Origin of the sequence: Nocardia vaccinii NBRC 15922 (assembly GCF_001613305.1) — a bacterium.
GTDB lineage: Bacteria > Actinomycetota > Actinomycetes > Mycobacteriales > Mycobacteriaceae > Nocardia > Nocardia vaccinii.
In genome coordinates this window covers 37,420-58,518 of the sequence record NZ_BDCC01000002.1, presented here as the reverse complement: position 1 = coordinate 58,518, position 21,099 = coordinate 37,420, and the positions used below count along the sequence as shown (strand labels likewise).

General features: G+C 68.2%; 17 protein-coding genes. 12 read left to right on the top strand and 5 right to left on the bottom strand.

Annotation, left to right across the window (positions count from 1 at the left end):
• Positions 1-11: 11 nt before the first annotated feature.
• Positions 12-1,208: an acetate kinase gene (locus NV1_RS00330; protein WP_067884262.1), complete on the top strand. Its 1,197-nt coding sequence runs from the start codon at positions 12-14 to the stop codon at positions 1,206-1,208.
• A 15-nt stretch (positions 1,209-1,223) separates the two neighbouring features.
• Here the strand turns inward: NV1_RS00330 and NV1_RS00325 are convergent, their stop codons facing one another.
• From NV1_RS00325 to NV1_RS00315, 3 genes are all read right to left on the bottom strand, one after another.
• Complete coding sequence (locus tag NV1_RS00325) at positions 1,224-3,506, bottom strand: serine/threonine-protein kinase (RefSeq protein ID WP_245713488.1); 2,283 nt, start codon at positions 3,504-3,506, stop codon at positions 1,224-1,226.
• 388 nt (positions 3,507-3,894) lie between these two features.
• Positions 3,895-4,902 carry a glutamate ABC transporter substrate-binding protein gene (locus tag NV1_RS00320; protein WP_067884259.1) on the bottom strand — a complete coding sequence of 336 codons (1,008 nt, stop codon included), beginning with the start codon at positions 4,900-4,902 and terminating at the stop codon, positions 3,895-3,897.
• A gap of 248 nt (positions 4,903-5,150) precedes the next feature.
• On the bottom strand, positions 5,151-6,491 hold the full coding sequence (locus NV1_RS00315; RefSeq protein WP_157116348.1) for a GlnX family signal transduction membrane protein: 1,341 nt from the start codon (positions 6,489-6,491) through the stop codon (positions 5,151-5,153).
• 158 nt (positions 6,492-6,649) lie between these two features.
• Between NV1_RS00315 and NV1_RS00310 the strand changes: the two genes are divergently transcribed.
• Positions 6,650-7,315, top strand: a complete 666-nt coding sequence (locus NV1_RS00310; protein WP_067884155.1) for an NUDIX hydrolase — start codon at positions 6,650-6,652, stop codon at positions 7,313-7,315.
• A gap of 319 nt (positions 7,316-7,634) precedes the next feature.
• Here the strand turns inward: NV1_RS00310 and thiE are convergent, their stop codons facing one another.
• Positions 7,635-8,339, bottom strand: a complete 705-nt coding sequence (gene thiE / locus NV1_RS00305) for a thiamine phosphate synthase (RefSeq protein ID WP_067884153.1) — start codon at positions 8,337-8,339, stop codon at positions 7,635-7,637.
• A gap of 145 nt (positions 8,340-8,484) precedes the next feature.
• On the opposite strand from thiE, the gene thiO reads away from it, so the two are divergent.
• The 6 genes from thiO (at position 8,485) to NV1_RS00275 (ending at position 14,001) form a co-directional block, all read left to right on the top strand.
• Positions 8,485-9,597, top strand: coding sequence for a glycine oxidase ThiO (thiO, locus tag NV1_RS00300; protein ID WP_067884151.1), 1,113 nt, complete (start codon positions 8,485-8,487; stop codon positions 9,595-9,597).
• A gap of 3 nt (positions 9,598-9,600) precedes the next feature.
• Positions 9,601-9,813 (top strand): sulfur carrier protein ThiS, encoded by a 213-nt coding sequence (thiS, locus tag NV1_RS00295; RefSeq protein WP_067884148.1) that lies wholly within the window; start codon positions 9,601-9,603, stop codon positions 9,811-9,813.
• Positions 9,806-10,594: a thiazole synthase gene (locus NV1_RS00290; RefSeq protein ID WP_067884145.1), complete on the top strand. Its 789-nt coding sequence runs from the start codon at positions 9,806-9,808 to the stop codon at positions 10,592-10,594. The genes thiS and NV1_RS00290 overlap by 8 nt, the downstream gene beginning before the upstream one ends.
• 259 nt (positions 10,595-10,853) lie before the next feature.
• A complete protein-coding gene (locus NV1_RS00285) occupies positions 10,854-11,825 on the top strand; it encodes an ABC transporter ATP-binding protein (protein WP_067884143.1) in 972 nt (323 codons plus the stop codon).
• The gene (locus NV1_RS00280; RefSeq protein WP_067884141.1) at positions 11,825-12,643 is read left to right on the top strand and encodes an ABC transporter permease; all 819 of its coding nucleotides are present in this window, start codon (positions 11,825-11,827) and stop codon (positions 12,641-12,643) included. Before NV1_RS00285 ends, NV1_RS00280 begins: the two co-directional genes overlap by 1 nt.
• A gap of 509 nt (positions 12,644-13,152) precedes the next feature.
• A complete protein-coding gene (locus tag NV1_RS00275; protein WP_444980804.1) occupies positions 13,153-14,001 on the top strand; it encodes an adenylate/guanylate cyclase domain-containing protein in 849 nt (282 codons plus the stop codon).
• 6 nt (positions 14,002-14,007) lie between these two features.
• Here the strand turns inward: NV1_RS00275 and NV1_RS44390 are convergent, their stop codons facing one another.
• Positions 14,008-14,166 carry a CG2302 family histidine operon protein gene (locus NV1_RS44390; RefSeq protein ID WP_169813264.1) on the bottom strand — a complete coding sequence of 53 codons (159 nt, stop codon included), beginning with the start codon at positions 14,164-14,166 and terminating at the stop codon, positions 14,008-14,010.
• Between the two features lie 393 nt (positions 14,167-14,559).
• On the opposite strand from NV1_RS44390, the gene NV1_RS00265 reads away from it, so the two are divergent.
• The 4 genes from NV1_RS00265 to NV1_RS00250 are packed head-to-tail and all read left to right on the top strand — an operon-like array spanning position 14,560 to position 21,097.
• Positions 14,560-16,275, top strand: a complete 1,716-nt coding sequence (locus tag NV1_RS00265) for an acyclic terpene utilization AtuA family protein (RefSeq protein WP_084524935.1) — start codon at positions 14,560-14,562, stop codon at positions 16,273-16,275.
• Between the two features lie 5 nt (positions 16,276-16,280).
• Positions 16,281-17,429: an acyl-CoA dehydrogenase family protein gene (locus NV1_RS00260; protein ID WP_067884243.1), complete on the top strand. Its 1,149-nt coding sequence runs from the start codon at positions 16,281-16,283 to the stop codon at positions 17,427-17,429.
• Positions 17,426-19,024 (top strand): acyl-CoA carboxylase subunit beta, encoded by a 1,599-nt coding sequence (locus tag NV1_RS00255; protein WP_067884137.1) that lies wholly within the window; start codon positions 17,426-17,428, stop codon positions 19,022-19,024. The genes NV1_RS00260 and NV1_RS00255 overlap by 4 nt, the downstream gene beginning before the upstream one ends.
• A 6-nt stretch (positions 19,025-19,030) precedes the next feature.
• Entirely contained in the window at positions 19,031-21,097 is a 2,067-nt protein-coding gene (locus tag NV1_RS00250) for an acetyl/propionyl/methylcrotonyl-CoA carboxylase subunit alpha (protein WP_067884135.1), read from the top strand.
• The last annotated feature ends 2 nt before the right edge of the window (positions 21,098-21,099 follow it).

The window sequence follows — 21,099 nt, the reverse complement described above, 5'->3', positions numbered from 1 at the left end:
AGGGAGGCATGATGCGGGTCCTGGTGATCAATTCCGGGTCGTCATCGATCAAATATCAACTGCTGGATCCGGTTTCGGGTGACATCGCGGCCTCGGGCATGGTCTCGCGGATCGGTGAGCCGGTCGAGCCGGGCGCGACGACGGTCGAGCACGACAGCGACGGGCGCACCCTCGAGCACGACGGGGCGATCGCGGACCACGCGGCGGGACTGCGAGTGGTGTTCGACCTGTTCGCGCAGAATGGGCACGATCTGACCGGTGAGGGGCTGTACGCGGTCGGGCATCGAGTGGTGCACGGCGGCGAGGTGTTCTACCGGCCGACGCTCATCACCGATGCGGTGGTGCGCTCGATCGACGAGCTGTCCGCCCTTGCGCCGCTGCACAATCCGGCCAATGTCGTCGGCATCGAATCCGCGCGCCGGCTGCTGCCCGACGTTCCGCAGGTCGCGGTGTTCGACACCGCGTTCTTCCACGAGTTGCCCGATGCCGCGAAGACCTACGCCATCGATGCGAAAGTCGCGGCTGCGCAGGGGATTCGACGTTACGGATTCCATGGAACCTCGCACGAGTACGTCTCCGGCCGGGTGGCCGAACTGCTCGGGCGGGATACGTCGGCGGTGAACCAGATCGTGCTGCATCTGGGTAACGGCGCGTCGGCCTCGGCGATCCGCGGCGGTCGCGCGGTGGACACCAGTATGGGACTGACCCCGCTCGAGGGCCTGGTGATGGGTACCCGTTCGGGTGATATCGATCCCGGCATCATCGCGCATCTGATGCGTACCGCCGGATTCGACATCGACGCCGTGGACGAAATGCTGAACCGGAATTCGGGCATCAAGGGCCTGTCCGGGGTGAACGACTTCCGCGAGCTGCGACGCCTGATCGACACCGGAGATCGCGCCGCGAGCCTGGCCTACGAGGTCTACATCCACCGCCTGCGCCGCTATATCGGCGCGTATCTGGTGGAGTTGGGCGAAGTCGACGCGATCACCTTCACCGCCGGAGTCGGCGAGAACAGCCCCCAGGTCCGCGCCGACGCCCTGGCCGGATTGACCCGCTTCGGCATCGCCGTGGACCCGGCCCGCAACACCGCGAAAGACCGTGCGGCCCGGTATATCTCACCCCCCGGTGCCGAGATTCCGGTACTCGTCGTCCCGACCAACGAGGAACTGGCCATCGCCCGCGCCGCTGCCGCACTGGTCATCTAGCGCGGCAGATACCGCTCAGAACCAGGTTTTGGCGCGGAGGGCGTTGGCCAGGTCGACCAGGGCATAGCGATGGGTGCGGCCGGGGGCCGTCCGGGCCAGGCCGCGCAAGCCGGCCTCGGCTCCGTCGCGCAGGGCGCGTTCGGTGAACGGTGCGCCGAAGAGGGTGGCATCCGGATTTCTGGGCTTGTTTCCGGCCTGCAGCCAGGCCAGTGCGGTGCCGAGAACCAGGACCCGCATCTGGCTCGCGCGGTGCTCGCCCGCCGGGACGCGATCGACGCGGTAAGCGGCGACATGTAGTGCGTCCTCGTCCAATTCAGCGACGGGAGCGGCGGTGAGCAGCAGCAATACCGCGGTCAGGCGAGCCTCGTCGTAGTGGCGTGAGGCCGGCGGAACCTGGTCCAGGGCATCCACGGCCTCCTGCACCCGCGCATCGGCGGCGAGCTGGCGGGCCAGGCCGAATGCCGCGCTGACCACGCCGCGGTCGGTCCGCCAGACGGTCGCGTAGAACTTCTCGGCATAGCTGCGCCATTGTTCCGGATCGGGTGAATCCCACTGTTGCAGAACGAGTTCCGCTGTCGCGGCCAGAGCCAGTTTGGGTGCGATCTCACCAGGCAGCGCCTGCAGAACCGCGTCGAACCGGTCGAACGCCCGCTCGTATTCGAGCTCGAGCAATCCGGCCAGGCCGCGATACCACTCGACGCGCCAATCGGATCGGTCCAGGCGGCTCAGCAGGGCACGAGCCGATTCGGGCTGTCCCAGAACCAGTTGGATGCGGACCTCGGCGAGTGTGCATTCGACCTCGAAGGTTTCCGGCATCTCGGCCGAGCCGGCCGCCGCGCGGGCGCGGGCGATGCGGACCGACTCGAGGGCGTGCAACGGTTCGGGATGCACCGTCCCGGCCAGGAGCGCCGCGGACGGATCCGCCGGATCGATCAGCGGAACCGGTAGTGCCGCGGCCACATCGCGCGCAAGCAGGTTCTTGCTGCGCTCGATGCCGTCGGTATAGGCATCGGTCTGCGCGAGCAGTTCCTCGGTGCCGAAGCTGGTCCGGGGCGCGCTGAAGAGTGTGGACAGTTGTGGATGTTCGGTTCCGGTGTCGGCGGAGAGTATTTCGCGCAGTACGCCCGCGAGCTGAGTGGCCATGATCCGGGCGGAGACGAAACGGCGATCCGGGTCCGGGTCGGTGGCCCGCAGCAGCAGCCGATGGAAGAATTCGTACCGAACCAGCGTGGGTTCGGCTGCCGGGGTGGGGATTCCGTCGAGGTAGCGGCCTTTGTCGGCCGGCATGTTCAGGGTGAGGACGGCCAGCGTGCGCCCGACCGTATAGATGTCCGAGGCCGCGCTGGGTCCGGTCCGGGCGATCTCGGGAGCCTGAAACCCCCTGGTGCCATAAAGGTTTCCGTACGATTCGAAGACCGCGACGGCGCCCAGGTCGATCATTTTCACCTGATCCTCGGTGACCATGATGTTGTCGGGTTTGAGATCGTTGTAGGCCAGTTCCTGGGAATGCAGATATTCCAGCGCCGGAAGGATTTCCAGCAGGTAGGCGATGGCCTCGGCGACCGGCATGCGCTCGGGCCGGGTATAGGTGTCCAGCATGTCGCGCAGCGACCGGCCGCCCACGTACTCCATGACGATGTACCCGATCGGGGTGCCGCCCGGTCCCGGATGCTCGACGAAGTTGTGGATCTTGACCACGCTCGGATGCGCCAGTTCGGCCAGGTATCGCCGTTCGGTGACCGCGACCGCCTGCGCCTCGGCGTCCCCGCCGTGCAACAGGCCCTTGAGCACGACCCAACGATCGTTCACATTGCGATCGATGGCCAGGTAGATCCACCCCAAGCCGCCGTGCGCGATACATCCCTGAATCTCGTACTGCCCGACGACCATATCGCCGGAACGCAGAAATGGACGGAAATCATAAGGCGCACCGCAGGTTTCGCACGTCCCCGCCGTCTGCGCCGGATGCCCCGCCCGGGCCCGCCCGACCGGCTTACCGCACCGCCAGCAGAACCGCTTCCCTTCGCTCACCATCGGATCGGCGAGCACCACAGACCGCGGATCGATCGGCGGCACCACCGGGATCTCCACCAGCCCGGCCCCCAACCGCCGCACGGTGGGCCGACTACGAACAGTCCGTCCACTGCTACGCCCCGTCGGCCCCGACCCCGCCGTCTGTGCCGAAGTCGCTTCCGCCGCACCAGATCCCGCGGAACCCCTGCGCCCCTGGGCATCCACCGCCCGGGTAGCCGGACTCCGTGGCCCGGTGACCTCCTCACCCGCCGCGGAAGTACCCACGACCGCGTCGGCCGATGCGGCCGCAGTAGCGGCGACGGCCTGTGTGGCCGGGGGTTGTCGGTCGTCGTCGTGGTTGCCGGATGCGCTTGGAGTGTCCGGAGTTTCGGTCGGAGGATCGGCGGCTACTGCATGGGTCGCCGGTTGTCCGGTGCCCGGCGCGGTGGTGTCACCGGCATCCGAGGAAGCGGCCGGGGCGGCCGAAGCGTCGACTGCCCGGGTCGGCTGCTCGGTGCTCGATCCGGTGACTCCGTGTGAATCGGGCGGGGTGGTCGCTCTCGGGTGCGCCGGTTCGGGCCCGGCTTCGGACTCGGCGAAGTTGGCGGCAATCGCTCGGGTGGCTGTGGGTTCTGCTGTGCTGGAATCGGTTTCGTCGGGCAGATGCATGGGATCAACCCTGGTAGTCCGGTTGGGGTGGGCCGCTGGACGGGCCCAGAGCGGCTTGCAGCCAGCGTTGGTAGAGGCGGTTCCAGGTGCCGTCGGTGCGGATGCGGTCGAGGGTGCCGTTGACGAATCGCACCATATCGTCCTGGCCCTTGGGGATTCCGACGCCGTACGGCTCGTCGCTGATATCGGGGCCGACCATCTCGGCGTAGTAGGGGTCCTGCACCGACAGGCCCGCCAGGATCGTGTTGTCGGTGCTGACCGCGTCCACTTGACGCTGCTGCAGCACCACCAGACAGTCGGCCCAGGTCGGCACGGTGAGGATCGAGGCCGCGGGTTGTCCACGCCGGATCTGGTCCAGCGAGGTGGTGCCGGTGACGATGCACACCCGCCTACCGGCCAGATCGGCCAGACTGCGGATGCCGGAATTCTTGATCGCCAGAATCCGCTGGTGCGCCATGAAATACGGTGTGGAGAAGGCCACCTGCTGTTTGCGCGCGCAGGTGATCGTCATCGTCTTGACCACCACGTCGACGGTGTGGTCCTCGAGCGCGCGCTCGCGGTCGGCCGACCCGAGGATCCGATACTCCACGCGCTGCGGATCACCGAACAGATCCCGCGCGATCTCCCCGGCGATGTCGACGTCGAATCCCTCCAGCGTGCCGCTGACCGGATCCCGGAAGCTGAACAGATTGCTCCCCGGATCGAGCCCGACGATCAGCCGGCCCCTTGCGCGAATGGCATCCAGGTCCGGCCCGTGCGTCGTCCCGTTCGGGCTCGGACTCGCGGTGAGATCTCCACACCCTTCCCCGGCGGCCGGTGGGATCGACGTATTCGTCCGCGCGACAGCGGCATTCGCGGGCAGCGGAGGCTCGGTATAACTCGCGCTACTGCTGCGGGGCGAGGTGGTGTCCTGCGCGCACCCGGTCATCACCAGCGCGGTCGCCGCCAGCAGCGCCGCCAATGCCCTCCGCCCGGCTACCCCGTCGGTCCGGTCCCGGGCCCGCCACGTCATCGCTCGGTCGGCCCACGAACCATGCCGCTGCGTTCCGCGCATCGATGTTGCGATGGCTACGAACCGGCGGTGCGATCTGTGCGGAATTCGCCGACCGCCACGAGAATCGGCGTTTCCACCTGCGCGGCAGTTATTTTCGTGGCCGGAATCGAGGCACACCGAACGGTCTTCCCGCCTGATGGTTGTGCTGTCGTCGTTCCGGTCCGGCTCGCGGCCGATCGACGTGCTGATGCGAATTCGATTGTCACTCAACGGTACTCCCGCAATCGTGGCCACAACCCGGCCACCACGAACAGGGCGGACAGGACCGCGAGCGTCAGCGCCCCCGGGGACAGGACGTCCAGGGAGCGGGCGGCGTCGGAGATGTCGGTGCGTAAAGTGTTGCGGGCCTTGCCGATTCCATCGGCAAGGGCGTGATCGAGGGCCTGCATGCTGGCCGTCGCCTCGGTGGGGCCTGGCCCGATCGCGACGGTGGCCGCACCGGGGAAGTCGCCGCGACCGAGGGCGTCGGTCATCCGCTGATGCGCCTGCCGCCAACGGTCCAGGGCGGTGCGGGCGGTGGCGACGTCATCCGAGGCGGGCGCGCCGTGCGGATAGCGGGTCAGCAGGTCGGTGAGCTTCTTGGTGGCGTTGTCGTAGATGCGGTCGTAGTCGCCGCTGTCGTCGCGACGCACCAGTTTCAGGGTTTCCGCGGCCCGTGCCTGCTGGGTCAGAATGCGGCTGTCGGTCAGCTCGGAGGTCGGCACCGCGCCGTCGTCGCGGCCGTCGGTGGTGGACAACGCCGAGATCGACCCGGCCGTCACCGTCCACGCCAGCAACACGACCAGTGTGCCCGAGGCCAGCAGCAGACCCGGATTGAGCACCCGGTGCCAGCGCCGCGCCAGATACAGCTGCGCCGCCACCAGTGCGGCCAGCGCGAGCACCGGCAGGATGATGGCCAGCCACGGCGGACGCACATGCCGCCGCTGGGTGTCCGAGATCGCCGTCGAGCGATGCTCCTGCAGTTCCTGGGCCATCCGCAGCATCTTGGTCTGCATCAGATTCGACGCTTCACTCAGATAGGCCGCGCCGACGGGATGTCCGAGGCGATTGTTGGTCCGGGCAGTCTGGACCAGCTCGGTGTAGACCGGCATCTCGGTGGCGATTCCGGTGCGCAGCGCGGCGTCGGGGTCGTTCGCGCCCGCAGAATCGTGACTGGACTGCGCGACCAGTTCGGCCGCCGCGTCGCCGATCGCCTGGTTGTAGGCGTTCAGGACGTCCGCGGGTTCCAGGCCGCCGAAGATGAACGCGGTGCCTGCCTCGGCGTCGGCGACCGACAGCGAGGTGTACAGGCGCTGAGCGGAATTCGCGTCCGGCTCGGCATCGTCGAGCAGATATTGCAGCGCGTGCTGGCGGTTGCTCACCTCCGAGGCGGTCACCACGCCCGCGATCAGGCACAGGCCGAGCAGAATCAAGCCGACGGCAATGAGTTTCGCGGGTGAGGACCGGGCGAAGGAGCGCATATCGGTGGCGTCGATCTGACGGCGTACGGCGGCCGCCGCGGCGCGCGGCGTCAGCTCGTCCAAACGCGGTTGCGCGGTCCGGGTCATGGTCACCTCCGTTCCATCGCCGACGAGGGCCGTGCCGGTAGAGCTTATTGTGGTCGTGGCGATGTCGCGCGGGTGTATCGCCCAGTCGGCCCGACATTTTTCGTCGGAGCGGCCGGGGAACGCGCGATCGACGCGGGCGAGGATGGGACGAGGCGAGTATGCGCGGTGACGGAGACGGCTTTCTGAGCAGCCCCGACGGGACGCGGCAGTGGGGGTTGTTCGGGGCCGCCGGACTTTTGCTCCGCGCGCCCGCGCCCGGCGGCGGTGCGGTGGTGTTGATGCAGCATCGCGCGCCCTGGAGCCATCAGGGCGGTACCTGGGCGCTGCCCGGCGGAGCCCGCGATTCACACGAGACCAGCGAGAGCGCCGCGGTGCGTGAGGCATACGAGGAGGCCGGAATCGTTCCGGACGCGGTGCGTGTGCGCGGTAGCCGCATCACCGCGACCGCGCCCAGCGGCTGGATCTACACCACCGTCGTCGCCGATATCGCCGAGCCGGTGGCGACCATCGCGAATATGGAAAGTGCCGAACTGGCCTGGGTCCCCGAGGCCGAGGTCGACGCCCGCCCCCTGCACCCCGGATTCGCCGCCGCCTGGCCTCTGCTGCGGGCCCAACCCGCCCGCGTCGGCCTGGCCGGCCTGCCCGAAGCCGCCGAACTCGCCGCCATCCTGCCCCGCACGCTGGACCTCGCCGATCATGGCTTCCTGTGGTTGCACACCGAGGAGCGCGAAGGTCGCCGGGTCTGCGTCACCGAATCCGCGGGGCCGAACGGTGGTTCGCCCACAGATGTGTTGTATCTCACGCTGAGCCAGCTCCTGGCCTGACCTGCCGGGCGGGCCCGCGCACTCGTACCCCGGGGTGCGATGTGCGGATACTGCGATGTGCGGATACGTAGTTCGGGTGCGAGCGGAATCGTTCCGGAATTCCGGGCGTGTGCGCCGGACCCGGATGCCGGTCGGGGCGATCCGTGGTGTTCGGCGCGGGGACCGGTCGAACGCCGGCGTGATCCACGGGATGCCCGGTCCGGAACGCCTGCCGGGTCCGCGCCGCACGGTCGTATTTCCCTTGCGGTGCAGTGGAATCGGTGCACGATGCGCACCGGACGTGTGCAGCCGTAGCGGCTCGCCGCGACCGGGACGCGGATCAGGCCGGGGCGTTCTCCTCCAGGCGGGATTTGAGGGTTCGGGCGGCAGCTTCGGGGTCTTCGGCTTCGGTGATGGCGCGTACGACGACGATGCGGGTGGCGCCCGCGTCGAGTACCTCGGGCAGGCGGGCGGCGTCGATGCCGCCGATGGCGAACCATGGGCGGGCCGGCTCGGCCTCGGCGGCGCTGCGAACCAGGTCGAGTCCGGCGGCGCTGCGGCCTGGTTTGGTCGGGGTCGTCCAGACCGGGCCGGTGCAGAAGTAGTCGATGTGTTCTTCGGTGGTGGCCTTGCTCGCCTGCGACGGATCGTGGGTGGACCGGCCGATCACGACGTCGGGGCCCAGAATGCGGCGGGCGTACCAGGGCGGTAGGTCGTCCTGGCCCAGGTGCAGCACGTCCGCCCCCGCGGCGAAGGCGACATCGGCGCGATCGTTCACCGCGACCAGGGCGCCGTGGCGGCGGGCGGCGGCCTCGAGCGCGGCCAGCGCGCCGAGTTCCGCGCGTGCTTCCAGTGGGCCGAACTGTTTTTCGCCCGCCGAACCCTTGTCGCGTAGCTGGATGATGTCCACCCCGCCTGCCAGCGCGGCTTCGGCGAATGCGGCCAGATCGCCCTTTTCGCGGCGGGCGTCTGTGCACAGGTACAGCCGAGCGGTGGCGAGACGTTCGCGAGGGGCTACGGGCCGGAACTGGTGGGACGGTTGCACGCCCTCGACCGTAGCCGCGCTACCGTGGGAGACGAAATACGTCCGGCATCTCCGCTGCGAAGGCGGCCGCGCGGTGATGCCGATCCGATGCGGGTGTTCCCGCAGCGTACGGATTCCGCGAGGCGGAACCGAGCGAGGTGAAGGTATGCGAACGTTGGCCGTCGTGGGTGGGGGTGTGATCGGTTCGGCAGTGGCGTGGCGCGCTGCCGAGGCCGGGTGGGAGGTCACCATCTTCGATCCGGCGCCCGGATCCGGTGCGTCCTGGGTAGCCGGGGGCATGCTGGCTCCGTTGTCCGAGGGCTGGCCCGGTGAAGAGGCGCCGCTGCAATTCGGTGCGGCCTCGCTGGCGCGCTGGCCCGAATTCGGTGCGCGACTCGCGGCGGTGACGGGCGTTCCGGTCTTCGTCGCGGACGAGACCGTAACCGTCGCGTTGGACGCCGCCGACGCGGCCGACCTGCGCACCATCGCGGATTTCGTCGGTGGCCACGGCCATCGGCTCGAGCTGTTGGACCGGGCCGGAGTGCGGGCGGCCGAGCCGGGTCTGGCGCGCACCGCCCGCGCGGGACTGCTCGCACCCACCGAACCGGCTGTGGACAACCGGATCGTTGTCGATGCCCTGCGGCAAGCTTGTGAACAGTCCGGTGTCCACATGAGACTGGAGACTGTGGACAACCTGGCCGACCTCGAATTCGACCGAATCGTCCTCGCGGCGGGTGCGGCTGCCGCCCGGCTGTGGCCCGGACTCCCGGTACGCCCGTTGAAGGGCGAAATCCTGCGCCTACGTCATCGTCCGGGCGCGCCACCGCCCCCGCGACGCGTCATCCGCGCCCGCGTGCACGGCCGTCCGATCTATCTGGTCCCGCGAGCGGACGGCATCGTCGTCGGCGCGACCCAGTACGAGGCCGGTTTCGACACCGCGGTGACCGTCGCCGGCGTGCGCGATCTGATCGCCGACGCCGAGGCCGTACTGCCCGCGCTCGGCGAATACGAACTGGCCGAGGCGAGCGCCGGATCGCGGCCCGCGACCCCGGACAACCTGCCGCTGATCGGCCGATTGAGCGAGCGCGTCGTGGTGGCCGCCGGACACGGCCGCAACGGCATCCTGGGAGTGCCGCTCACCGTCGACGCGGTGCTGGCTCTGCTCGCCGACGATCTGCTCCCCGAGGCGAAAGTAGCTGATCCGCAACGCTTTCCACCACAGGCATCCCCCACTCACCCCGGCGCCGCCGAGCTCACCGGCGCCCTCGGCAGGAGGTAATCGATGACCACGATCCCGATCGGCGTGACCGTCAACGGCGAGGATCACGAATTCGCCGACGAACTCACCGTGCGCGAATTGCTGGCCCGGCTGGATCTGCCCTGCCAGGGCGTCGCGATCGCGGTCGACGGCGCGGTGTTCCCGAAATCGGAGTGGGACACCCCGGTCGGCCGAGGCTGGACCATCGAGGTGCTGACGGCGGTGCAGGGTGGCTGAGGCGATCCCCGCCGGACACCCGGCCACCGAACCGCTGCGGATCGCCGATCGGAAATTCGGCTCACGCCTGATCATGGGCACCGGTGGGGCGGAGAATCTGGCCGTGCTGTCCGAGGCGCTGGTGGCCTCGGGCACCGAGCTGACGACCGTGGCGATGCGCCGCGTGGACGCCGCGGGCGGAACCGGAGTCCTGGACCTGCTGCGCAGCCTCGACATCGCCCCGCTGCCCAATACCGCCGGATGCCGCACCGCCGCCGAGGCGGTGCTGACCGCACGACTGGCCCGCGAGGCGCTCGGCACCGACTGGGTGAAACTCGAAGTCGTCGCCGACGAACGCACCCTGCTGCCCGATGCCATCGAATTGGTCAGTGCCGCAGAGCAATTGGTCGACGACGGTTTCACCGTCCTGCCCTACACCACCGACGACCCGATCCTGGCCCGCCGCCTCGAGGAGGCCGGTTGCGCGGCGGTGATGCCGCTGGGCGCACCGATCGGCACCGGGCTGGGGATCAGCAATCCGCACAATATCGAGATGATCGTCGCCGACGCGGGCGTCCCGGTGATCCTCGACGCCGGTATCGGCACCGCCAGCGACGCGGCCCTGGCCATGGAACTGGGCTGCTCGGCCGTCCTGCTGGCCACCGCCGTCACCCGAGCCCGCCGCCCCGCCCTCATGGCCGCGGCCATGGCCGACGCGGTCAGAGCGGGCTATCTCGCCAGGGAAGCGGGCCGCATCCCGAAGAGATTCTGGGCCCAGGCCTCCTCTCCGGCGGTGCCCTGACCGGACACACGGCCGTTCCGGCACGCACCTCTCCCGCGCCGCGGCTGTCGATATCGAGGCCGCGGCCCGGGTCGATTCTGGACTGACCGGAGTGGGGGAGCGAAGCGGAGGAGTGGGGGGAGGGAAGAATCGAGCCTTTGGGGGCCGTGGCCCTGCCGGAGCGGAGCGGAGGCCGAAGACTGGAGACTCATCCTCGAGGATGACCGACTCGCGACCTGGGAGCGATGGTCGGGCGGGGGATTGTCGGCAGACTGGTCGCATGATCGAAGTCAAGGGCTTGACCAAGCGGTTCGGTGCGACCGTCGCGGTCGACGATCTGTCCTTCAAGGTCGAGCCCGGCCAGGTGACCGGATTCCTCGGTCCGAACGGTGCGGGCAAATCGACCACGATGCGGATGATCCTGGGGTTGGACCGGCCGACGGCCGGTGTCGCGCTGGTCGACGGGAAGCCGTATCAGCAACTGGATCATCCGCTGCACATCGTGGGCGCGCTGCTGGACGCCAAATGGGTGCATCCGAACCGGTCGGCGCGGGCACATCTGCGCTGGCTCGCCGCCTCCAACGATCTGCCCGGCACCCGGGTGGAGGAGGTGCTGCGACTGGTCGGCCTCGCCGAGGCGGCGGACAAGAAGGCCGGCGGGTTCTCCCTCGGCATGTCCCAGCGGCTCGGGCTGGCCGCCGCACTGCTGGGTGATCCGCAGATCCTGCTGTTCGACGAGCCGGTGAACGGCCTGGACCCGGAGGGCATCCTGTGGATCCGGCGGTTCATGCAACGGCTGGCCGCGGAGGGCCGCACCGTGCTGGTGTCGAGCCATCTGCTCTCGGAGATGGCGCAGACCGCCGATCATCTGATCGTGATCGGCCGCGGCAAACTCATCGCCGACACCAGTACCGCCGATTTCATCGAGCGCGCCTCGGAATCGACTGTGCGCGTGCGTAGTCCGCAATTGGATCAGCTGCGTAGCCTGCTGACCTCCAAGGGGATGACGGTGCGCGAGGACGGGAACGAGCGCGTCGGTCCCGACGGCCGGCCCGTGGATCCGGTTCCGGCGCTCACGGTCATCGGCGAAACCAGCGATGCCATAGGCGAATTGGCCGGTGCGAACGGCATCATCCTGTACGAGCTCGCGCCGCAACGTGCTTCGCTCGAGGAGGCGTTCATGCGGCTGACCGGAGGTGCGGTGCAGTACCACGGCGAAGGCTTCGATCAGGTGATGGGAGGTGCGCTCTGATGGGCGTATTGACGGCGGAACGGATCAAACTCACCTCGACCCGGTCGCCGATGTGGTGTACGGCGCTGACCATCGTGTTCGCCCTCGGCATGGCGGCGCTGTTCAGCCTGCTGGTCAACGTCAGCGTCAACGAGTACCACCGGCAGCTCGCCGGCGGGCATCCGATGATCGCCGAAGATCCCGCGCCGGGGAATTCCATTGCGGGACTGGGGATCACCGGAGCCTCGCAGGGCATGCCCGGATTCGGCTACATCATGATCATGATCTTGGCCGCGCTGGCGATCACCAGTGAGTACCGCTTCGGGACGATCCGCGCGACGTTCCTGGCCGCGCCGAACCGCACCGGCGTCCTGCTCGCCAAGGCCGGGCTGATCGCGGTGGCGGCCGCGGTGCTCTCGGTGGCGCTGACCTTCCTGAGCTTCTTCATCTTCAAACTGATGCTCTCCCGGGACGCCGGCCGGAACATGAGCCTGGCGCACGGTGACGCGCACGTGTTCTACGCGGTGCCGATCTTCGTCGCGCTGGTGGTATTCCTCTCGGTCGGCGTGGGTGCGCTGATCCGGCAGTCGGCCGGTGCGCTGTCGCTGCTGATCGTGTGGCCGGTGCTGATCGAGCCGATCGTCGGCGCGTTCGGCAAGGTCGGGCGGAATATCGAGGTCTTCCTGCCGTTCCAGAACGCCGGACGATTCCTGGGCACCGCGGGGGGCGGCGATCTGCCCTGGCACTGGGGTCCGTGGGGCGGGCTGGTGTATTTCGCGGCCATCGTGGCGATCATCTTCGGCGCGGCTCTGTTCGTGATGAACAAACGCGACGCCTGAGCCCGCACGGCTCCCCGGGAGCTCCCTCGCTGCCCGGGACGGGAAGCGGCCGCGTCGGGCGGCCGCCGCACCCGGTCACGTCGGACACTGCCCGTTCGGCGTGACCACCATCGGCCCGATGCGTTTCGGCGCATCGGGTCGATGGCATATGGAAATCCTCGGTTAACTGTTGCGGACAGCTCTTCCACACTGAAATACCGGTGCGTAGCATCGGTTCAGCAACCACACGCTATCCATCGGCGGACCCAATGCTGTGTTCGCTCCGTCCGATCGGGAGGTGAACGGTGGCGATTATCGACGATCTACCTGCCGGGGGGCGTCTGAGATACCCTCGGAGCGTGAGTGAATCCCCCTCCGCCGACGGCGAAAACGCGCGTCGCGCCGGCGATGCCGGAAATCCCTCCGGCCGTCGCGAGCGGGGGCGATCGCAGCGGGGCGGCGAGAGTGACGAAGTCGTGGACGGCGAATCGCCGTCGCGGGACGGACATGCGGAAACCGGTCCGGAGGTGGTGATTCCGCTCACGCCGGTCGATGCCGAGCCGAACGGTCGCCGGTCGAGTGCCCGGTTACGAGCCGGACAGCTGTCCGCGCTCATGTCCGCGGCGAATCAGCGGACGGATCTGATCGGCGTGATCCGCAAGGCGCGCGAAAACCTGCCCGGTGACCCGGCTTTCGGTGATCCGCTGTCGGTCTCCGGACCCGGCGGGCCGCAGGCGGTGGCGCGTGCGGCGGACAAACTGGTGGGCGATACGCCCAGTGCGGCCAAGGAGATCGGTCTCGGCGCGCTGCAGGTCTGGCAGGCGATGTTGGAGCGGGTCGGCCGCGGAAAAGGTAGCGAGCCGGTAACTGTGATGTTCACCGATCTGGTGTCGTTCTCCCGCTGGTCGCTGACCGCCGGGGACGAGGCGACGCTGGAATTCCTGCGCCGGGTCGCGACGGCGATCGAACCGCCGATCGTGGACCGCGGCGGCCGGGTGATCAAACGCATGGGTGACGGAGTGATGGCGGTCTTCCTGAGTCCGGATGCCGCCGTGCGCGCCGCTCTCGCCGCGAAACGGCAGTTGACCGCGCTGGACGTGCCGGGTTACCGGCCGCAGATGCGGATCGGCCTGCACACCGGTTCGCCGCGCGAGTTCGGCGGCGACTGGCTGGGCGTCGACGTCACCATCGCGGCCCGCGTGATGGAGGCCGGCGGCAACGGCAACACGATGATCTCGCAGACCACCCTGGATGCGCTGCGCCCGGAGACCCTCGCCGACCTCGGCTACACCGCGAGGCCCTATCGCCGCGGCCTGTTCGCCGCACCGCTCAGCGGCGTCCCGGAGGACTTGCGGATCTACCGCCTGGACGGGCGCTGACCGCGCCTACCGCCACCACAGCACAGCGCCGACCACCGCCAGCACGGCACAGACGGCCAGGAGGCCGGACAGCAGCCTGCTGCCGTTCTTCCAGGTGGTGAAGGCCCCGCCGATCAGGAAACCGGCGAGGGCCAAGAGGACGACCACGATCACGGAGTGCGACACGGTGTTATTTTGCCTCCGCTTCGCTCCGGCGTGCCGCCGCCCCACGCAGACCGACACACCCAGCTCGACCGACAACGAAGGCTACGGCTCCGGACGGCGCTACCCCCTGAGTTCACCCAGGCCCGTTCACCCAGGCACCCTGGATAACGCGACTCCGAGGCCGCGGCCCGGGTCGATTCTGGACTGACCGGAGCGGAGGAGCGAAGCGGGGGAGCGGAGGGAGGGAAGAATCGAGCCTTGGGGGGCCGCGGCCCCGCCGCATCGAAGCGGAGGCCATTGAACACAGCATTAACAAGCACGCAGGCTTGATTTTTTCTGGTGCTGATGTGACCCTGTAACCGGTGCGGCGAGGATGCCGTATCGGCGCGGCTCATATTGGGAGGCGGCACGCGGATGAGCGGTGTGGCGAGCGATGCGGAGATGATCCGGATCGGGAACTGTTCCGGGTTCTACGGCGATCGGGCCGACGCGATGCGGGAGATGCTCGACGGCGGTCGGCTCGACGTGCTGACCGGCGATTATCTCGCCGAATTGACCATGCTGATCCTGGGGCGGGATCGGCTGAAGGATCCTTCGCTCGGGTATGCCAAAACCTTTCTGCGGCAGTTGGAGGACTGCCTGGGCGCGGCGCTGGAACGCGGCGTGCGGATCGTCGCCAACGCGGGCGGGCTGAATCCGGCCGGATTGGCGCTGCGGGTCGGTGAGCTGGCCGAAAAGCTCGGGCTCGCACCGAGAATCGCCTACGTGGCCGGCGATGATCTGCTGCCGCGGGCGGGCGAACTCGGGCTCGGGTCGCCGCTGACCGCGAATGCCTATCTGGGGGCGTGGGGTATCGCCGAGGCGTTGCACGCGGGCGCGGATATCGTGGTGACCGGGCGGGTGACCGACGCGTCGCTGGTCGTCGGTCCGGCTGCGGCCCACTTCGGTTGGGGGCGTAGCGATTACGACGCCCTGGCGGGTGCGGTGGCGGCCGGCCATGTGATCGAGTGCGGAACGCAGGCCACCGGCGGCAATTTCGCGTTCTTCACCGAACTCGGCGATCTGGGACGTCCGGGTTTCCCGATCGCCGAGGTGCGGCGGGACGGCAGCAGCGTCATCACCAAACATGCCGGGACCGACGGCGCGGTTACCGTGGATACCGTTGCCGCACAGCTGATGTACGAGATCCAGGGGGCGCGATACGCCGGACCGGACGTGACCACCCGGCTGGACAGCATTCGGCTCACCCAGCAGGGGCCGGACCGGGTGTTGCTCGACGGCGTGACAGGTGAGGCGCCGCCGCCGCGAACCAAGGTCTCGCTCAATACCATCGGCGGATTCCGCAATGAGATGACCTTCATCCTGACGGGTCTGGACATCGAGGAGAAGGCCGCGCTGACGCGCCGGCAGCTGGAATCCTGGCTGACCGTGCGCCCGGCCGAACTCGACTGGACCCTCAGCCGCCTGGACCGGCCCGACGCGGAGACCGAGGAACAGGCCAGCGCACTGCTGCGCTGTGTGGTCCGCGACCCGGACCCGAACAAGGTCGGGCGCGCATTCTCCAGTGTGGCAGTGGAATTGGCGCTGGCGAGCTATCCCGGATTCTCGCTGACCGCCCCGCCGGGAAACGGCAACCCCTACGGGGTGTTCACCGCGGGATATGTGGACGCCGCGCAAGTGCCACACATCGCGGTGCTGCCGGACGGTACCGAGGTCGCCATCGCGCCCGCCACCGAGACGTCGGAACTCGCCGATGTCCCCGAACCCGCTGTGCCGCGGTTCGTTACCTCGGGCGAAACCGAGCGCAGACCACTGGGCACGATCGCCATGGCCCGGTCCGGCGACAAGGGCGGCAATGCCAATATCGGCGTCTGGGTCCGTACCGATGAGCAGTTCGCCTGGCTGGCACAGACATTGACCGTCGACGCCTTGCGCGACCTGCTGCCGGAGACGGCGAAACTGCCCGTCGTCCGGCACGTCCTGCCGAATCTGCGGGCGGTGAACTTCATCGTCGAGGGCCTGCTCGGCGAGGGCGTGGCCTATCAGGCCCGATTCGATCCGCAGGCAAAGGGTCTCGGGGAATGGCTCCGGGCCCGGCACATCGATATTCCCGTGGAGCTTCTGGTATGAGCTATGTGAACCCTTGGGACACCCCCGAGCGACGTGAATTGCGCGCCACCGTACGCGGTTTCGCCGAACGCGAGGTGCTGCCCAACCTGGACGAGTGGGAACGCGACGGTGAGATCCCGCGCGAGCTGCACAAGAAGGCGGGTGCGCTGGGCCTGCTCGGCATCCAATTCCCGGAATCCGCAGGCGGTTCCGGTGGCGACGGCCTCGATGCCGCGATCGTCTGCGAGGAGATGCATTACGCGGGTTGTTCGGGCGGTCTGTTCGCCTCGCTGTTCACCTGCGGTATCGCCGTGCCGCACATCATCGCGTCCGGGAATCGCGAACAGATCGAGCGCTGGGTGAAGCCGACGCTGGCGGGGGAGAAGATCGGCTCACTGGCCATCACCGAACCCGGCGGCGGCTCGGATGTCGGGCATCTGCGCACCAGCGCGGTCCGCGATGGCGACGAATACGTGGTGAACGGCTCGAAGACGTTCATCACCTCGGGCGTGCGCGCGGACTACGTGGTGACGGCCGTGCGCACCGGAGGTTCCGGCGCGTCCGGTGTGTCGCTCCTGGTGGTGGAGAAGGGAACACCTGGCTTCACCGTCAGCCGCAAACTGGAGAAGATGGGCTGGCTGGCCTCGGATACCGCTGAGCTGTCGTATGTCGATGTGCGCGTATCGGTTTCGAATCTGGTCGGCGTCGAGAACAGCGGATTCGCCCAGATCGCACAGGCATTCGTGAGCGAGCGGGCGGGGCTGGCGGCGCAGGCATACGGGCACGCGCAGCGCTGTCTGGACCTGACTCTCCGGTGGTGCCGGGATCGGGAGACGTTCGGCCGGCCGCTGATCAGTCGTCAAGCGGTGCAGAACACGTTGTCGGAGATGGCGCGCCGGATCGATGTGGCGCGGGTCTACACCCGGCACGTGGTCGAGCGGGCGGCGGCGGGTGATACCGATCTGATCGCCGAGGTGTGCTTCGCCAAGAACACCGCGGTCGAAACCGCGGAATGGGTTGCGCACCAGGCGGTTCAGCTGTTCGGCGGACTCGGCTACATGCGCGAGTCCGAGGTCGAGCGGCATTATCGGGATGTGCGCATCCTCGGTATCGGCGGCGGCACCAACGAGATCCTGACCAGCCTCGCGGCCAAGCGATTGGGGTTCCAGTCTTGACTATTCTGCGTAGCACCCTGGATGCGGCGTCGGCGGAATACGCGGCAGCCGCCGAGGCCATGACGACGAAATTGGCCGAGGTGGAGGCCGAATACGCCAAGAACATCGCCGGGGGCGGGCCGGACAAGTTGGCGCGACATCGCAAGCGCGGCAAGCTGACCGCGCGCGAGCGCATCGAACTGCTGATCGACGAGGATTCGCCGTTCCTCGAACTGGCCCCACTCGCGGCCTGGGGCAGTGAATTCCACGTGGGCGCGAGCGTGATCGCGGGTATCGGAATCGTGGAGGGCGTCGAATGCATGATCGTTGCCCCGGACCCCACTGTGCGAGGCGGCACCTCGAATCCGTGGACGTTGCGCAAGAACCTGCGGATGAACGATATCGCGCTGGAGAACCGGCTCCCGGTCATCGGACTGGTCGAATCCGGCGGCGCGGATCTCCCGACGCAGAAGGAGGTCTTCGTCCCCGGCGGCCGGATGTTCCGGGATCTGACCCGACTGTCCGCGGCCGGAATACCGACGATCGCACTGGTTTTCGGGAATTCCACCGCCGGTGGCGCGTACATCCCGGGCATGTCCGACTACACGGTGATGATCAAGGAACGGTCCAAGGTGTTCCTGGGTGGCCCGCCGCTGGTGAAGATGGCCACCGGTGAGGAGTCCGACGACGAATCCCTCGGTGGCGCGGAAATGCACGCGCGGGTCTCGGGTCTGGCCGATTATCTGGCCGCGGACGAACAGGACGCGATCCGGCTCGGCCGCTCGATCGTCAAGCGCCTCAACTGGACCAAGCGCGGCCGGGCGCCGCGCGGCGAAGTGATCGAACCGCTGTACGACCAGGAGGAACTGCTCGGCATCGTGCCGACGGATCTGAAGATTCCGTTCGATCCGCGCGAGGTCATCGCCCGCGTGGTGGACGGTTCGGATTTCGACGAGTTCAAACCGCTCTACGGATCGAGTCTGGTGACGGGATGGGCGGAGCTGCACGGCTATCCGGTCGGCATTCTCGCCAACGCCCGCGGCGTGCTGTTCTCCGAGGAGGCGCAGAAGGCGGCGCAGTTCATCCAGCTGGCCAATCAGTCCGATACGCCACTGTTGTTCCTGCACAACACGACCGGGTACATGGTCGGCAGGGAATACGAGCAGAAGGGCATCATCAAGCACGGCGCGATGATGATCAACGCGGTCTCCAATTCGAAGGTGCCGCACATCTCGGTGCTGATGGGCGCTTCCTACGGTGCGGGCCACTACGGCATGTGCGGGCGGGCCTACGATCCGCGCTTCGTCTTCGCCTGGCCCAGTGCGAAATCCGCGGTCATGGGTGGTGCTCAGCTGGCGGGCGTCATCTCGATCGTGGGCCGCGCGGCCGCCGAGGCCAAGGGTATGCCCTTCGACGAGGAGGCCGACAAGGGGATGCGCGCGATGATCGAGGCGCAGATCGAGGCGGAATCGCTGCCCATGTTCATGTCGGGCCGGCTGTACGACGACGGCGTCATCGACCCCCGCGACACCCGCACGGTACTGGGAATGGCGTTGTCCGCCATCCACAATGCCCCGATCGAGGGCGCCGAGGGCTTCGGCGTCTTCCGGATGTGAGGCGATATGGAAATCACGAATGTTCTGGTCGCCAATCGCGGGGAGATCGCCCGGCGCGTCTTCGCGACCTGCCGCCGCATGGGGATCGCCACGACCGCCGTCTATTCGGACGCGGATGCGAACTCACCCCATGTGGCGGAGGCGGATTCGGCCGTCCGGCTGCCCGGTAACACTCCGGGCGAGACCTATCTGCGTGGTGAGCTGATCATCGAGGCAGCACTGGCCGCGGGCGCCGATGCGATCCATCCCGGATACGGATTCCTCTCGGAGAACGCCGGATTCGCGAAGGCCGTACAAGAGTCCGGACTGATCTGGGTCGGCCCGCCCGTCGCGGCCATCGAGCAGATGGGCTCCAAGGTCCAGGCCAAGAAGATGATGGATGCGGCCGGCGTTCCGGTCCTGAAACAGCTGGACCCGGCCGAGGTCACTCCCGACGTCCTGCCGGTGCTGATCAAGGCTTCCGCCGGTGGTGGCGGTCGCGGTATGCGGGTGGTGCGCGAGGTCGCCGAGCTGGCCGCGCAACTCGAGGCCGCGCAGCGCGAGGCCGAATCGGCCTTCGGCGATCCGACCGTGTTCTGCGAGCGGTATCTCGAGACCGGTCGGCATATCGAAGTGCAGGTCATGGCCGATAACCACGGCACGGTGTGGCCAGTGGGCGAGCGTGAGTGCTCCATTCAGCGACGGCATCAGAAGGTCGTCGAGGAAGCCCCCTCGCCGCTCGTGGAAAAAATCGACGCCCTGCGAGCGTCGGGCTCGCAGGAGGCAGCGGAGTGTAACCATGGAGAGCCCGCCGCTCGCGGGGCCGGTGGGCAGAGCATGCGTGAGCGATTGTTCACCGCGGCCAGGCTGGCCGCGGAGGCCATCGGTTACGAGGGCGCGGGCACCGTCGAATTCCTGGCCGACGAGAAGGGTGATTTCTACTTCCTGGAGATGAATACCCGTCTGCAGGTGGAACATCCGGTCACCGAGCAGGTCACCGGCCTGGATCTGGTCCGGTTGCAGTTGCAGGTGGCCGCCGGCCGGCCGTTGCCCGCACGGCAGCCGGATCTGCGGGGACATTCCATCGAGGTGCGCCTGTACGCGGAGGATCCGGCACAGGATTGGCAGCCGCAGAGCGGTCCGGTGTTCCGGCTCGACATTCCCGGTACCACAGGGGAATTCACCGTATTGACCGAACCGGGCGTTCGCCTGGACAGCGGTGTGGTGGACGGCTCGGTGGTCGGGGTGCACTACGACCCGATGCTCGCCAAGGTGATCTCCTATGCCGAAACCCGCGACGAGGCAGCGCATCTGCTGGCCTCGGCGCTACAGCGGGCGAAGATCCACGGTCTGGTGACCAATCGCGATCTGCTGGTGCGGGTGCTGCGGCATCCGGCCTTCCTCGCGGGTGATACCGACACCGCGTTCTTCGCCACGCACGGACTCGGAGAACTCGCAACCCCGCTGGTTTCCGAGGAAGACGAGAAGCTGTCCATGGTGGCCGCCGCGCTGTCCGACGCCGCGGCCAACCGCGCCGCTGCCCGCACCGGCGCCGGTCTGCCCAGCGGGTGGCGGAACCTGCCCTCGCAGCCGCAGTCCAAATCCTATGAATCCCGCGTCAGCGGCCGGCACGATGTCCGGTACCGCCACACCCGCGCGGGCTTCGTGGCGGACGAGTTCGACGGACTCGAATTAATCGAGGCCACACCGGATTCGGTGATCCTGACGGTGCCCGGAGAACGGGGCGGGGTCCGCCGTCGCTTCGAGATCGCGCGGTACGGCGATCTGGTTGCGGTCGACTCCCCGCTGGGCTCGGTCGCGGTGAAACGCCTGCCGCGCTTCGAGGATCCCGCCGACCATGTGGCCGAGGGCTCACTGCTCGCACCCATGCCGGGGGCGGTCATCCGCCTCGGCGCACAGACGGGCGACCGGGTCGAGAAGGGACAGCCGATCCTGTGGCTGGAGGCGATGAAAATGGAGCACACCATCGCCGCCCCGGCCGCGGGCGTACTCGCCGAATTGAATGTCACCGCCGGTCAGCAGGTCGAGGTCGGCACCGTGCTCGCCGTGGTACACAGCGAAGAGCAGGAGTAATC

Bases quoted from the DNA above. Each gene is read 5' to 3' on its own strand.
- NV1_RS00330 (WP_067884262.1), top strand. From the start codon at position 12: ATGCGGGTCCTGGTGATCAATTCCGGGTCGTCATCGATCAAATATCAA.
- NV1_RS00320 (WP_067884259.1), bottom strand. From the start codon at position 4,902: ATGACGTGGCGGGCCCGGGACCGGACCGACGGGGTAGCCGGGCGGAGG.
- NV1_RS00315 (WP_157116348.1), bottom strand. From the start codon at position 6,491: ATGACCCGGACCGCGCAACCGCGTTTGGACGAGCTGACGCCGCGCGCC.
- NV1_RS00310 (WP_067884155.1), top strand. From the start codon at position 6,650: ATGCGCGGTGACGGAGACGGCTTTCTGAGCAGCCCCGACGGGACGCGG.
- thiO (WP_067884151.1), top strand. From the start codon at position 8,485: ATGCGAACGTTGGCCGTCGTGGGTGGGGGTGTGATCGGTTCGGCAGTG.
- thiS (WP_067884148.1), top strand. From the start codon at position 9,601: ATGACCACGATCCCGATCGGCGTGACCGTCAACGGCGAGGATCACGAA.
- NV1_RS00285 (WP_067884143.1), top strand. From the start codon at position 10,854: ATGATCGAAGTCAAGGGCTTGACCAAGCGGTTCGGTGCGACCGTCGCG.
- NV1_RS00280 (WP_067884141.1), top strand. From the start codon at position 11,825: ATGGGCGTATTGACGGCGGAACGGATCAAACTCACCTCGACCCGGTCG.
- NV1_RS00265 (WP_084524935.1), top strand. From the start codon at position 14,560: ATGAGCGGTGTGGCGAGCGATGCGGAGATGATCCGGATCGGGAACTGT.
- NV1_RS00250 (WP_067884135.1), top strand. From the start codon at position 19,031: ATGGAAATCACGAATGTTCTGGTCGCCAATCGCGGGGAGATCGCCCGG.